This is a genomic window from Bacillus sp. SORGH_AS_0510, from assembly GCF_030818775.1.
Lineage (GTDB): Bacteria > Bacillota > Bacilli > Bacillales > Cytobacillaceae > Neobacillus.
Map to the genome: position 1 here is coordinate 2,605,687 of NZ_JAUTAU010000001.1, position 14,158 is coordinate 2,619,844.

18 protein-coding genes are annotated in these 14,158 nt (G+C 38.6%); 17 read left to right on the plus strand and 1 reads right to left on the minus strand.

Annotation, left to right across the window (positions count from 1 at the left end; translation table 11 throughout):
* Positions 1–26: 26 nt before the first annotated feature.
* The 17 genes from QE429_RS13460 (at position 27) to QE429_RS13540 (ending at position 13,327) form a co-directional block, all read left to right on the plus strand.
* Positions 27–242 carry a hypothetical protein gene (locus QE429_RS13460; protein ID WP_307287578.1) on the plus strand — a complete coding sequence of 72 codons (216 nt, stop codon included), beginning with the start codon at positions 27–29 and terminating at the stop codon, positions 240–242.
* Between the two features lie 86 nt (positions 243–328).
* Positions 329–1,945: a PucR family transcriptional regulator gene (locus tag QE429_RS13465; RefSeq protein ID WP_307287579.1), complete on the plus strand. Its 1,617-nt coding sequence runs from the start codon at positions 329–331 to the stop codon at positions 1,943–1,945.
* Between the two features lie 150 nt (positions 1,946–2,095).
* Positions 2,096–3,562, plus strand: coding sequence for a CoA-acylating methylmalonate-semialdehyde dehydrogenase (locus QE429_RS13470; protein ID WP_307287581.1), 1,467 nt, complete (start codon positions 2,096–2,098; stop codon positions 3,560–3,562).
* Positions 3,563–3,579: 17 nt separating this feature from the next.
* Positions 3,580–4,932: an aspartate aminotransferase family protein gene (locus tag QE429_RS13475; protein ID WP_307287583.1), complete on the plus strand. Its 1,353-nt coding sequence runs from the start codon at positions 3,580–3,582 to the stop codon at positions 4,930–4,932.
* A gap of 346 nt (positions 4,933–5,278) precedes the next feature.
* Positions 5,279–6,241, plus strand: a complete 963-nt coding sequence (locus QE429_RS13480) for a DNA-binding transcriptional repressor DeoR (protein ID WP_307287585.1) — start codon at positions 5,279–5,281, stop codon at positions 6,239–6,241.
* The gene (gene pduL, locus QE429_RS13485) at positions 6,234–6,893 is read left to right on the plus strand and encodes a phosphate propanoyltransferase (RefSeq protein ID WP_307287586.1); all 660 of its coding nucleotides are present in this window, start codon (positions 6,234–6,236) and stop codon (positions 6,891–6,893) included. Before QE429_RS13480 ends, pduL begins: the two co-directional genes overlap by 8 nt.
* Positions 6,893–7,627, plus strand: a complete 735-nt coding sequence (locus QE429_RS13490; protein ID WP_307287588.1) for a hypothetical protein — start codon at positions 6,893–6,895, stop codon at positions 7,625–7,627. The genes pduL and QE429_RS13490 overlap by 1 nt, the downstream gene beginning before the upstream one ends.
* A gap of 13 nt (positions 7,628–7,640) precedes the next feature.
* The gene (locus tag QE429_RS13495; RefSeq protein WP_307287590.1) at positions 7,641–7,940 is read left to right on the plus strand and encodes a EutN/CcmL family microcompartment protein; all 300 of its coding nucleotides are present in this window, start codon (positions 7,641–7,643) and stop codon (positions 7,938–7,940) included.
* A gap of 2 nt (positions 7,941–7,942) precedes the next feature.
* On the plus strand, positions 7,943–9,370 hold the full coding sequence (locus QE429_RS13500; RefSeq protein ID WP_307287592.1) for an aldehyde dehydrogenase family protein: 1,428 nt from the start codon (positions 7,943–7,945) through the stop codon (positions 9,368–9,370).
* A 113-nt stretch (positions 9,371–9,483) separates the two neighbouring features.
* Positions 9,484–9,762 (plus strand): BMC domain-containing protein, encoded by a 279-nt coding sequence (locus QE429_RS13505; RefSeq protein ID WP_307290811.1) that lies wholly within the window; start codon positions 9,484–9,486, stop codon positions 9,760–9,762.
* Between the two features lie 11 nt (positions 9,763–9,773).
* Positions 9,774–10,613 carry a triose-phosphate isomerase gene (gene tpiA / locus QE429_RS13510; protein ID WP_307287594.1) on the plus strand — a complete coding sequence of 280 codons (840 nt, stop codon included), beginning with the start codon at positions 9,774–9,776 and terminating at the stop codon, positions 10,611–10,613.
* Positions 10,610–11,065, plus strand: coding sequence for a ribose 5-phosphate isomerase B (rpiB, locus tag QE429_RS13515; RefSeq protein WP_307287595.1), 456 nt, complete (start codon positions 10,610–10,612; stop codon positions 11,063–11,065). Before tpiA ends, rpiB begins: the two co-directional genes overlap by 4 nt.
* Positions 11,066–11,304: 239 nt before the next feature.
* A complete protein-coding gene (locus QE429_RS13520; RefSeq protein WP_307287597.1) occupies positions 11,305–11,577 on the plus strand; it encodes a EutN/CcmL family microcompartment protein in 273 nt (90 codons plus the stop codon).
* 15 nt (positions 11,578–11,592) lie between these two features.
* A complete protein-coding gene (locus QE429_RS13525) occupies positions 11,593–11,868 on the plus strand; it encodes a BMC domain-containing protein (RefSeq protein WP_026567441.1) in 276 nt (91 codons plus the stop codon).
* Positions 11,868–12,131 carry a EutN/CcmL family microcompartment protein gene (locus tag QE429_RS13530; RefSeq protein WP_307287599.1) on the plus strand — a complete coding sequence of 88 codons (264 nt, stop codon included), beginning with the start codon at positions 11,868–11,870 and terminating at the stop codon, positions 12,129–12,131. Before QE429_RS13525 ends, QE429_RS13530 begins: the two co-directional genes overlap by 1 nt.
* Positions 12,132–12,305: 174 nt before the next feature.
* A complete protein-coding gene (deoC, locus tag QE429_RS13535; protein WP_307290812.1) occupies positions 12,306–12,953 on the plus strand; it encodes a deoxyribose-phosphate aldolase in 648 nt (215 codons plus the stop codon).
* A gap of 173 nt (positions 12,954–13,126) precedes the next feature.
* On the plus strand, positions 13,127–13,327 hold the full coding sequence (locus tag QE429_RS13540) for a helix-turn-helix domain-containing protein (RefSeq protein WP_307287601.1): 201 nt from the start codon (positions 13,127–13,129) through the stop codon (positions 13,325–13,327).
* A 39-nt stretch (positions 13,328–13,366) separates the two neighbouring features.
* Here the strand turns inward: QE429_RS13540 and QE429_RS13545 are convergent, their stop codons facing one another.
* Positions 13,367–14,062 (minus strand): hypothetical protein, encoded by a 696-nt coding sequence (locus QE429_RS13545; RefSeq protein WP_307287602.1) that lies wholly within the window; start codon positions 14,060–14,062, stop codon positions 13,367–13,369.
* Positions 14,063–14,158 lie beyond the last annotated feature (96 nt).

The following is a 14,158-nucleotide window of genomic DNA, read 5'->3' on the forward strand; positions in this document are numbered from 1 at the left end:
CATTAATTTGAAAAGGGAGGATTATGATGTCTGAACACCAACAATTTCTAGATGAAAGAGACAAAATCGATTTTCTTATTCAAAAGGGCTGTCGGATTGGTGCTGTAAGAGAACATTTGAATGGAGCATCGGTTGACTTCATACATCCAAGTGGAAACGTAACTGAAACACTTCAAATTGGTACTGCGAATGCCAGAAAGTATTTTTCCAGCTTATTAATGAAACAGAATCAACAAGTCTAAAAAATGACAGATGGAAGGAAGGGTTGGTTGTTAGTACCAATCCTTTCTTCACTAAAAACACTTCTTGTTTATAAGGAGAATACTTTATGAAAGATCATTTTCAATTAACGGTAGCGGACGTTTTTAAGAGAAGGCATTTTGAATATGCCAGGTTGATTGCTGGTGATGGCGGAATTAATAGAATTGTTAAATGGGTTCATGTGGTTGAAGTTACTAGTATTCGAAAGCTGCTCAATGGGAATGAACTAATTCTATCAACTGGTGTAGCATGGAAGGATCAGGAGAGCTTGTTTGTTTCACTTGTCAAAGAATTGATTGACAATAAGGCTGCTGGTTTATGTATTGAAATAGGCACATATATAACCGAAATTCCCCACAAGGTGATCGAACTAGCAAACGAATACCAATTTCCGATCATCGTTTTCGAAAAAGAAGTTCCATTCGTAGAGATTACCCAGGATCTTCACGCAACCATAATTAATCAGCAGTATCAAAAAATATCTGATTTAGAGAATTATTCTCAAAGTTTAAATAAACGCCTATTAACCATTGAAACCTACGAAGATATACTTCAATTTATTTTTTCAGCCTTGGATTTGCAGATTATCTTTCGATTAAAGGATCAAGAATGTGAATTTGTGCCAGAAATCAGCCGATTGGAACAACAGGCAATTATCCATCAATTAGAAGAATCTAAAATCCAGTCGTGCGAGTACATTGCCTCTTTGCCAATCTTCTTATTTGGTCAGGAATATGCCGAACTATATATCTATTCAAAGGATATAGCCATTAGTGAATATGACTTGTTAATTTTAGATCGAACAGCAACCGCTTTAGCCCAACATTTATTAAGAGATTTATATGTGGAGGAGAAAAAGCGAGTGGAAGAATTTGAATGGCTCCACGGTTGGTTAGAAGGAGAGCATTCACCTGAGGATATCCAAGGATATTTAATAGAAAATGGAATAAAGACAAAGACCAATGATGCAACTGTCTTAATTACCAAACTTATCTCCTTTAAGGATAAACTTAGTCAAGATGTTACTTACTTAAAACTATTATTTCGTTCTGTTTTTGAGCAGAATGGGTTTGCAGTAATTTTTGTTGAAAAAAAGAATGAAATTACCTTTATTCTTCTTAATAACCGACCAAAGAAAAATCTAAAGGAACGGATTAAACGGGCCATTGATTCGATCCAGGAATCGGAGTTTATTAAGAAGCAAAGTTCAGCAAAGCTAATTATTGCTGCTGGCAAATTTATTCAGGCATTTGATGACATACATAAAAGCTATCAAACAGCAAAAGAAACACTCCGGATCCAGCAAAAAATGACGAATAAACAAATTTACCATTTTTATGAGGATTTACATTTATATCGTCTCATTTCACAAATGAGTAAACATACTGACTTACAAGAGCTAGCCTCTGAGTACCTTCATCCGGTCATTCAGTATGATCAAAAATATAATGGTAAGTTGCTAGAAACACTAAAAGCCTATTTAGAATGTAATGGCTCAAAGCAGGAAACTTCTAATAAGCTGTTCATAGTAAGACAGACACTCTATCATCGTCTGCAAAAACTAGAAAACTTATTAGGAGAAGATTTTATGGAACACGAAAAACGGGTAGCGATAGAATTCATGCTGCTTGTTTACGATTATCTAGCAGCATCAAAGTCAAAAAAAGTCAATCAAGTGCTGTAACAAACAAGCCTATTCATTTTGTTGAAGAAATGCATCACGAGGTTTTACACAGTGTCTAATGAAAGCTGGTAGTAGATTAGAGATAATAAGGTTATTAGGAATTAATTAACTGAATTTTATAGTTATTTTTGAAAATAAGGAGGCAAAAACATGAGCGTAACAAAAAATGAAACGTTGGTACTTAAAAATTATATTAACGGTGAATGGGTGAGTTCAAACAGTGGAAAAACACTAGATGTTCCCAATCCTGCAACAAACGAAGTGATTACTAAGGTACCTGTTTCTTCAAAAGAAGACGTTACTATGGCTGTAGCTGCAGCAAGAGAAGCATTTAAAAAGTGGAAAAATGTCCCGGTTCCCAAGAGAGCTAGAATTCTATTTAAATATCACTATTTATTAACAGAAAACCATGAGGAATTAGCTAGATTGATTGTACAAGAGAATGGTAAGGCTTACAAAGAAGCTTTTGGTGAGGTACAACGCGGAATTGAGTGTGTGGAATTTGCATCAGGTGCACCAACGTTAATGATGGGCGAAACCTTAGCAGGGATTGCCGAAGATATTGACTCGGAAATGTTCCGCTACCCATTAGGTGTTGTGGGCGGGATTACTCCATTTAACTTCCCGATGATGGTCCCTCTATGGATGTTTCCTCTAGCCGTTGCTTGTGGAAACACTTTTGTATTAAAGCCATCTGAACGTACACCAATCTTAGCTAATCGACTCGCGGAGTTATTTACGGAGGCTGGAGCGCCAAATGGAGTCCTTAATGTGGTCCACGGTGCGCACGACGTTGTTAATGGCTTGCTTGAAAATAAGGATATTGCAGCTATTTCTTTTGTAGGTTCACAGCCAGTTGCTAAATATGTATATGAACGTGCTGCAGCCGAAGGCAAGCGTGTTCAAGCACTCTCTGGAGCAAAGAATCATCATATTGTCATGCCTGACGCAGACATGGATAAGGCTGTACAACATATTATCAGTTCAACTTTTGGAAGTGCGGGCCAACGATGCATGGCATGTAGTGCTGTTGTCGTGGTTGGAGACAACGAACCATTTGTTGCCGCATTAAGGAAGAAAGCGGATGAATTAATTATTGGCAACGGAATGGATGATGAAGTTTTATTAACTCCTGTTATTCGTAAAGAACACCGGGATAAAGTGCTCACTTATATCGAAAAGGGAATTGCAGAAGGCGCGGATTTAATTCGTGACGGACGGAGAGAGATGGAGGAATTTCCTGAAGGCAATTTCTTAGGACCTACCATCTTTGATCATGTTACACCTGAAATGACAATTGCTAAAGATGAAATCTTTGCACCCGTATTAAGCCTTCTTCGTGCGAAGGACTTAGATGAGGGATTGGAATATATTCGGAAATCCAGATATGGAAATGGCGCAACGATTTATACCAACAATGCAAAGGCAATACGACAGTTCCGTGAAGAGGCTGACGCCGGCATGCTTGGTATAAATGTTGGTGTACCAGCTACTATGGCCTTCTTCCCATTCTCAGGCTGGAAGGATTCATTCTACGGTGATTTACACGTGAACGGAAAAGATGGATTAAACTTCTTTACACGTAAAAAAATGATTACGTCTCGTTTTGATGCTTAAAATAGGGAGGGAGAAGAATGGTTCAAACAAGTCGGACGAATGAGAATTTATTAGAGCAAGACGATAAGTATGTTTGGCATTCGATGAAGCCATATAACCCAAAGGCAACGATTGTTGCGACAAAAGCAGAAGGTTCATGGGTAACAGATGCGGATGGCAAGAGATATTTAGATGCAATGGCAGGGTTGTGGTGTGTGAATGTTGGGTACGGTAGAACTGAATTGGCTGAGGCAGCCTATGAGCAATTAAAAGAAATGGCTTATTTTCCACTTTCGCAAAGCCACGTACCAGCTATTAAATTAGCAGAAAAGTTGAATGAATTACTTGGAGATGAATATGTCATCTTTTTCTCAAATAGCGGTTCGGAAGCGAATGAGACAGCCTTTAAAATCGTCCGCCAATACCACCAACAAAAGGGGGAGCATAATCGCTATAAAATTGTTTCGCGCTATCGTGCCTATCACGGAAATTCAATGGGAGCTTTGGCAGCAACTGGGCAGGCGCAAAGAAAATACAAATATGAACCGCTTGCACCTGGATTTGTCCATGTCTCACCACCGGACTCCTACCGTGATGAAATAAATGTGACAGATCCAAGAGAACTTTCCTCTGTGAAAGAGATAGATCGTACCATGACATGGGAACTTAGTGAAACGATTGCTGCAATGATTATGGAACCCATTATTACTGGAGGAGGCGTACTTGTTCCACCAGATGGTTATATGAAGGCAGCAAAAGAGGTATGTGAAAAACACGGTGCCTTATTGATTGTAGATGAGGTTATTTGTGGATTTGGACGCACAGGGAAGCCATTTGGTTTTATGAATTACGATGTAAAGCCTGATATCATAACAATGGCAAAAGGAATTACCAGCGCCTATTTACCTCTTTCAGCTACTGCCGTTCGAAAAGAAATTTACGAAGCATTTAAAGGGACGGAAGAATATGATTACTTCCGTCATGTAAATACCTTCGGTGGAAATCCAGCGGCCTGTGCACTTGCATTGAAAAACCTTGAAATTATGGAAAAAGAAAAACTATTTGATCGTTCAAGGGATTTAGGAGCGCAGTTGTTAAACGATCTTACGAATTTATTACAGGATCATCCATTTGTAGGAAATGTTCGTGGTAAAGGGTTATTGATAGGAATAGAATTAGTGAGTGACAAAAATACTAAAGCGCCTTTAGAAGCGGACCTAGTTAACAAAGTGATTGCCGCCTGTAAAGAACAAGGTGTAATCATCGGTAAAAATGGAGCTACTGTAGCTGGGTATAATAATGTATTAACTCTAGCGCCGCCATTGAATATTGAACAGAAGGATCTACAATATATCACTAAAACACTTACTGAGGCTCTTAATAAACTTTAATAAATGATGTGGAAAAGAACACTCGTCAGCTTACAAATTGTAATTGGCGAGTGTTCTTTTTTTCATGCTGTACAAGGTCACAAAATCGACAAAATAGTGAAATACTACTGAAAGAGTTGTATGAAATTAAAAAAATGTCGAAATACTCCGAAAGAGTGATTGACAGAAACCTTGCATCGGTTATAATGAAATTAGCAAATGTTCATCCAAGATTTACATAATTTCATTAGAATGCATTTAGAAGTCATGCATTCTTTATTTAAACACAATGATGTAACCGTTTACTTGTTTGAAAAGATTGGGAGTTTAGAATTTTAATAACATTAAAGATAAGGTGAATGAATTTATGGCGGATGAAAAGATTTCGCGCCTTGTTGAAGTAGCTAAAATGTATTATCAATTAGACTATAGTCAACAAGAAATTGCGAAAAAGTTAGGCATTTCCCGCCCCACCGTCTCCAGACTTTTGATGCAAGCCGTCGAGGAAGGTGTTGTTCATATAAAAATATGTGATCCTGCTGAAGATGTTCAAGAACTTGCATCGCAGGTAAAGGAGCTTTTTCAGTTAAAGCACTGTATTGTTGCTCCTATCCCTGAATACGAGGATGAACTTATTAAAGAAAAGCTTGGAGAAGTTTCGGCGGATTACTTATATGGCATCGTCCAAAGTGGAGATACCATCGGAATTACATGGGGAACAACCCTTTTTCAACTAGTGAAAAATCTGCAACCTAAGAATGTGAAGGATGTTACTGTTGTTCAGCTAAATGGTGGGGTGAGTTACTCGGAGTCAAATACATATGCATCAGAGATCATCAATGGTATTGCCAATGCCTTTCACACCACACCACATTTTTTGCCAGTACCCGCTGTTGTAGATCATATTGTTGTCAAACAGGCAATTATTGCTGACAGACATGTAAAGAAGATACTAGAACTAGGGCGACAGGCAAATATTACGATTTTTACGGTTGGCGAACCAAGCGAACATTCTACTTTGATGCATGCGGGCTACTTTTTAGACAATGACGTTGAAATTCTGAAATCGAATAAAACGGTTGGGGATATATGCTCTAGGTTTATTGATATTGAAGGGCGCATAAGCCATGAGGCTTTAAATGATCGAACGATCGGGATTGAACTCTCCCATTTAGCGGAAAAAGAGTATGGAATTCTTATTGCAGGTGGAAATTCAAAAATTGATGGGATATATGGCGCCCTTAAGGGCAGACATGCCAATGTACTCATAACCGACCAATATACTGCCAAAGCTTTACTCGATATGGGAGGTGATAATCAGAATGGATAAAGAGAAAATAAGAGTACTAGTTGAAGAGATTGTCAGAGCTCAACTCCAACAATCGAAACAAGTACCGATTGCAGCTTCGAACCGACATATTCATCTCTCACCCGAACACGTGGACCGATTGTTTGGAAAAGGCTATGAATTAAATAAACTGAAAGATTTATCTCAGCCTAATCAATTTGCTGCAAAGGAAACTGTTACACTAATCGGTCCAAAGGGGAAGATTCCGAATGTTCGCGTTCTAGGCCCAGCGAGGGGAAATACACAAGTAGAAGTATCTTTATTTGATGGCTTTACACTTGGTGTCAAACCTCCAATCCGAAACTCCGGAGATATTAAGGGGTCTGAATCTATCACAATTCAAGGACCTCGAGGTCAGGTCACGATTAATGAAGGCCTGATTTGTGCCGCACGCCATATACATATGCATACTAGTGATGGAGAAGCGTTTGGTGTTTCAGACGGAGACCGTGTTCAAGTAAAAGTCGAAGGTGAACGAGGGATTGTTTTTTCCAATGTTCTAATTCGAATTTCACCGAAATACAAACTTGAAATGCATATTGATATTGATGAAGCAAATGCAGCAAATATCAAAAATGGTCAAATTGGTGAGATTGTAGCCATTGAAAGTCAAATGCAAGTGGGTGGAGGCTGATGCTGGTGGATATCCAATCCCAGATTAAATTACTAGTTCAGCAAGTGGTCGAAGCTTATTTAAAAGAAAAAGTGTTAGAAAATGATAAAAAGCCAATTTCTATTTTATTAGGTTATGAATCTCAACAACCGTCAGATGTTTTGGAAGCGATTACCCCGCTTCTAGATTTTTACGACGTGAAACTCATCTTATCAAAAGAGTGGGTTCGTTCTACCCCCTCATTAAGTAACCGACCAGTTGTTTTATTAGAAGAAGCTACACAACAAGAATTGACAAAGATTATCGAAGAAACAGCTGTACTGGTTGTTCCAGCTGCTTCCTACCGGTTGTTATCAAAACTTGCATTGACAATGGATGATGAACTATCAGTATGGTTGGCTATTCAATATCAATTACTAGGTAAGCCTGTTGTGATTGCAAACAATGGAGTTGAACCAAATGTGTATCAACAAATCCATGCTCCACATACAGTTCAGGAACGCTTGCAGAACTATATAAGACAAATCCAGACAGACCAAGTGAAATGGGTACCGCTAAATAAACTCATTCAAACGGTCGAGGACCAAGTTACCGCTACTGAAGAAAAGCAGACTCTAATTCTAGCAAAGCATGTGGAGAAAGCCTTCCAGGCTGGATTAAAAGAACTGAATGTTCCGCATAAGAGTAGAATCACTCCTTCAGCAAAGGATGCAGCGAAAGAATTAAACATTATCATTGCGAAGTCAAACGCTTGAAAGGAGGGACACAATGATTATTTGTAAGGTAGTTGGTTCCATTGTATCCACCACTAAAGCAGAAAAGCTTACAGGGAAGAAACTTCTTATTGTACAACCACTTGATATGAAGAGTATCGAAGAAGACGGGAAACCGCTTGTTGCCATTGATACTGTTGGATCTGGTGTAGGAGAAGTGGTATTGCTTGTCAGCGGTAGTTCAGCAAGACAAACAGAGATTACAAACGGTGTCCCGGTTGATGCGGCAATTGTTGGGATTGTCGATCAAATTGAAATACAAGGGTCATTAACCTTTAATAAAGGAGGTAATTAATTTTGCAAGTAAATGAAACCGATATCAAAAAGATGGTTGAACAAGTGCTGATGCAATTAGGCCAAAACCAAACTGCTGCTGCACCTGTTGCATCTCAAAATGATATTAGCTTAGGTGATGGTGTGTTTGCTACTGTCGACGAGGCAGTCGATGCAGCAAGAGTTGCATGGGAAAAGCTTCGCAAACTGCCATTATCAACTAGAAGACAAATAATAGAAAACATGAGAGAAACTAGCCGTAAGCATGTCAGTGAACTTGCACAGCTTGCAGTTGAAGAAACGAAGCTGGGTAGAGTCGATGATAAAGTTGCAAAGATTCTTTTAGCAACAAATAAGACACCTGGTGTGGAAGACCTTGTAAGTACTGCTTATTCGGGTGATGATGGATTGACACTGGTAGAATATGCACCAATCGGAGTATTTGGTTCAATTACACCATCTACCAACCCGGCAGCAACAGTGATTAACAATTCTATTTCATTAATTGCAGCAGGGAATACTGTTGTTTACAATCCACATCCAAGTGCAAAACGTGTTTCTATTAAAACCCTGAAGCTATTGAACCAAGCGATTGTAGAAGCGGGCGGGCCTGAAAATACTTTAACATCTGTGGCATCTCCTAACTTAGAAACGTCCGCACAAGTCATGAACCATCCGAAGGTTAATGCACTTGTAGTTACAGGTGGAGGGCCAGTTGTAAAAGCAGCGATGGCTGTAGGAAAAAAGGTAATTGCAGCAGGACCAGGAAATCCACCAGTTGTTGTGGATGAGACAGCCATTATTTCGAAAGCAGCAGCAGATATTGTTAAGGGTGCAAGCTTTGATAACAATGTTTTATGTACTGCAGAAAAAGAAGTTTTCGTTGTTGACAAGGTGGCTAATGCTCTTAAAGCAGAAATGGTGAAGAATGGGGCTGTAGAGCTTAAAGGGTTCCAATTTGAAAAACTTCTTGAAACAGTCATGGTGAAGAAAAACGATAAGTTTTATCCAAACAGAGATTTTATTGGAAAAGATGCTTCTGTCATTTTACAAGCTGCAGGCATCCAAGTAAGCCCAACAGTGAAGCTTATTATTGCGGAAACAAGTAAGGATCATCCATTAGTAATGACAGAAATGTTAATGCCGGTATTACCGATTGTTAGAGTTCCTGATGTTGAGACAGCCATAGAATTAGCTGTTATTGCTGAAAAAGGAAATCGACATACTGCAATTATGCATTCACAAAATGTAACCAACCTAACAAAGATGGCGCAAGAAATTCAAGCGACGATTTTTGTTAAAAATGGCCCTTCTGTTGCTGGATTAGGCTTTGAAAGTGAAGGATTCACTACACTGACAATTGCCGGTCCAACAGGCGAAGGATTAACAAGTGCAAAGACATTTACACGTCAGCGCCGCTGCGTTTTAGTAGATGGATTTAGAATTATATAGTGAGGTGTTAGTCATTGGCTAAAGCAAAAGAAGAAAAAACAGTCACTTCACAGGAAGAGAAAGCAAAAAAACAAGAAAAACAAAAATTAGAGGTTACTAGAGGAGGAAATAAAATGGGTCAGGAAGCATTAGGAATGATTGAAACAAAAGGTTTAGTAGGAGCAATTGAGGCAGCAGATGCAATGGTTAAAGCTGCAAACGTAACATTAGTAGGAAGAGAATTAGTAGGTGCAGGTCTTGTAACTGTTATGGTTCGCGGAGATGTTGGTGCTGTAAAAGCGGCAACTGAAGCGGGTGCAGAAGCAGCTCAGCGTGTAGGATCATTATTATCTGTACATGTCATTCCACGTCCAAACGGTGATGTTGAAGGAATTCTACCAAAGGCTGAATAAGGGGCATTAGAATGGAACAATCCATTGAAAACTATATAAAAAATCTGGTCAGAGATGTAATTGGCCAGACTCTAGGTGGTCTACAATCTCAAAGGGATCGTCAAACCTACGTTATCGCCAATTGGAAGATGAACAAAAATCTAGCTGAGACTGCTGAGTTTTTCCAACAAATCAATAGCAGTAAGGACGTTTCTGTTGTTGTTTGTCCTCCGACACAGCTACTGTATCCTGCCCATCTTTTTATCAAACAATCTGGAAAGCCGATTGGGTTGGGTGGTCAGAACGTACACTGGGCTGAAAAAGGTGCTTACACCGGAGAAACATCCATTAATATGTTAAAGGATGTTGGATGTGATTATTGTATCATCGGGCATTCCGAAAGAAGACAATATGCTGGTGAAGATGATCAACTAATTAATAAAAAGGCTAGTCTAGCTATTCAGGCTGGGATTACCCCTATCATCTGCATCGGAGAAACCCTAGAAGAAAAGAATTCAATGCAGACAGAACATGTGTTATCTACACAACTTATTGGTGCATTGAAAGAAATCGATTCACATAATTTCATTCTAGCTTATGAACCGGTTTGGGCGATTGGGACAGGTCAGTCTGCTACGGCTGAACTAGCACAGCAAACACATGCTTATATTCGGTCCGTTTTAACAAAATTAATCGGAGATAAAGCAGAAGGTATATCGATTTTGTATGGTGGGTCTGCAAATGAAAGTAACGCTGCTGAATACAGTGCTATGCCAGATATTGATGGCGTACTGGTCGGTGGCGCTAGCCTAAATGCAAAGTCATTTGATGCAATTATCAATGTATTTGCCAAAGGAGATCAAAATCAATGAAAAAAGTTGCAATCGGATGCGACCATGGTGGATACGAACTAAAAGAAAAGTTGAAAGCCTACTTAACTGAATTAGGCTACGAATATTTAGATTTTGGTTGTAAGGCTAATGAATCAGTAGATTACCCAGACATTGCCTTCCTTGTTGGTGAAACTGTTGCTACTAATGATCAATATGTAGGAATTATGATCGATGGAGTAGGAGTGGGCAGCGGAATGGTATTAAATAAAATACCAGGTGTACGCGGTGCAGTTTGCTGGGATTTATCATCTGTGATTAACAGCCGTGAGCATAATAATGCAAATGTGCTATCCATAGGTGGTCAATTTATTGGCGAGGGCCTTGCCAAGCAATTAGTCAAAACATGGTTAGAAACAGACTTTGCTGGCGGACGTCACGACCGTCGAGTAACCAAGATTATGGAAATAGAAAGCCGTTTCTTAGGGCGTTAAATATTCGAAATGGCCTTGTTAAATAACATTTTTAGTTGTTATACCCTGTTAATTGGAGCGGAAGGCACGAAGACTCCTGTGGGAGTATGGTTCAGGGGAGACCCCGCAGGCGCTTTTCGCCGAGGAGGCTCGCCGGAAACACCCACGGAAAGCGAAGTGCCTGGAGCGGAGATCAACAGACAAGTTTAATAGAGCCTTCGAAATAGACCTTTAAGAAATTTTAGAAAGCAGGTTTTAACATGTTTGTAGCCAAAGTAATTGGTAACATGGTTTGTTCACATAAAAATGAAAACTTAATAGGTTTAAAGCTTCTGATTGTTCAACCGGTAGATGATCAATTGAATGACAAAGGCAAACCACTTGTGGCTATAGATACGATTGGACAATCAGGAGAAGGAGATCTTGTTTACTTAGCAAAAAGTAGAGAGTCTTCCTTACCGCTTAACAAAGATTTGGTCCCGTCAGATGCGGGGATATTGGGAATTATCGACTACTATAATGTGACTAAATGAATGGAGGAAATATAAATGAGCAACGCATTAGGAATGATCGAAACTAAAGGTTTAGTAGGAGCTATTGAAGCAGCAGACGCAATGACAAAAGCAGCAAACGTAACTTTACTTGGAAAAGTAAATGTTGGCGGAGGTTTAGTATGTGTAATGGTTCGTGGTGATGTTGGTGCAGTAAAAGCGGCAACTGAAGCAGGTGCTGATGCAGCGCAACGTGTTGGTGAATTCTTATCTGTTCATGTTATCCCAAGACCACACTCAGATATCGAGAAAATTCTTCCTGTAGCAAAATAATGAAATTAGCAAAAGTCGTTGGGAATGTCGTTTCAACGATTAAAACACCCAGTCATCAAAACAAAAAACTCATGGTTGTCATCCCTGTTGACGCATCAGGCAAAGAATGCGGAGATGCAATGATTGCGTTTGATCGCTTTCAGGCAGGGGTGGGAGATTATGTGTTGATACTAGAAGAGGGTGGATCGGCAAGAGACATTTTAGAAGATCCAAAAGGGTCTTTTGATGCAGTCATTGCCGGTATCGTTGATCGATTACATTAATGTGAGGTGAGCACGATGCAAATAGAAGCATTGGTTGAACAAATAACAAATCAAATTATGCAGCAATTGACGAATAAACAAGAGTTAAAAGAAGTGAAGCCTGTTACTTCTGGAAACGTGACATATAAAGAAGGTTCTTCATCTAATATTATTACTGGTCCTTCTGTCGCTAGAATGATCGACCATACACTTTTAAAGCCAGAAGCATCAAAAGAGCAAATTGTTAAGCTTTGTGAAGAAGCAAGAGAACATAAATTTGCTACTGTCTGTGTAAATCCGTATTGGGTTTCAACTGCGGCACAAGAGCTTAAAGGCTCTACTGTTGGGATTACAACAGTGGTTGGCTTTCCATTAGGAGCAACCAGTACATTTGTGAAAATTGCAGAAACTCGTGACGCGATCGCAAATGGAGCTACTGAAATTGACATGGTCATCAATATTGGTGCGCTTAAATCTGGTGATTTTGAAACAGTGAAAAAGGACATTGAAGGTGTGGTTCTAGCTGCAAAGGGTCATGCACCTGTTAAGGTAATTATTGAAACAGGTCTTCTTGAAATTGAAGAAAAGAAAAAAGCATGTATTCTTGCAAAAATGGCTGGTGCGGATTTCGTTAAAACATCAACTGGTTTTGGTCCTGGATGTGCTACAGCTGAAGACATCAAACTCATGCGTGAGGCTGTAGGTCCTGACCTGGGTGTGAAAGCATCTGCGTGTGTTAGAGATTTAGATACAGCTAGAAAACTAATTCAAGCTGGAGCTACTAGAATTGGTGCAAGCTCAAGTATCGCAATTATAACTGGCGGGCAGGGCACTGGTTACTAATTCCGTATTGATATATGAACGTTGTCATGTTCAAAAATAAAGTTGAGAGGCGACTCTTTGTCTCTCAACTTTTTATTCCTCTATTACCTAAAAAGTATTGAAAATTTTTAGATAGTTCACTATAATAATAAATACAAAATGTAATCGCTTACATAATATGAGGGGTGTTTATCATGAACAATATTGGACATCAACTAAAGAAAATTAGAGTAAACCGAGAACTTGAAATAGAAACACTTGCCTCTTTATCTGGTCTAGATGTTGATCTTATAACTGCAATTGAAGATGGCGAGCTGGATGTACAAATTTCTACTTTAGCCAAAATATCTGATGTTTTGAATTGCTCATTCTCCATTGGAGATGTCTCAATCTAATTCAAAAAAAAAGACCAATATTGGTCTTTTTTTCATGTATTATCTAAATCTTTTCCTTTTTGGTCTAAAGCGGTAATTATCATCACTTTCATCTATATTTCCATTTAAGCCGTCATACTTTCCATAACTATCATCAGAATCTTGATTACTAAAAGGGTCTATTATATCCTCAACATCATCAGAACCTAGTACATCTTCTGTAAGATTTATCTCTTCTTCAACTGTAACACTATTACTTTTATTAATAGTATTGACTTTTTCATCCCCAATCATAGCTTCTTCAACCTCAGCTTTAATGGCTTGTTCAGTACTGTCAGGAAGCTGATTTTCAAACTCTTCTAATTCGTCTTCGTTTTCTTCAGAAATACCAAGCTTTTCTTTTTGGATTTTCTCTAATGCATTCCTTCTCTTTATTGCAATCCCAATTATTTCATCGATTAATGAAGTGAAATGATCAAAATCAACATTATTTTCACCACTATTCTGAATTACACTAAGGAAATCATTATAAAAAATTTGAAAGTCTTTTTCATATTGGTCGCTTTGCATTTCTCTGAAGCTTGTTCCATCTGTCCGAATAAATCCAAGGATTAATTTAGATAGTACGATAGAGGTTGTTTTTAATTTATCATTATCTACATCTGAATCACTATGAAGATAATAATTAGCATCACGAAGAGTCTGATAATAGCTCTTAAAATTGCGAGTAATCTCTAAATAATCTAATTTACTCATGGGGTTCTCCTCCTTTAAAAAAACAAAAAATTTCTTCTTTTGTATTAAAGTCATATATAGACTATTCTTTATAGTAGGTAAATGTTAAAGGAAGAG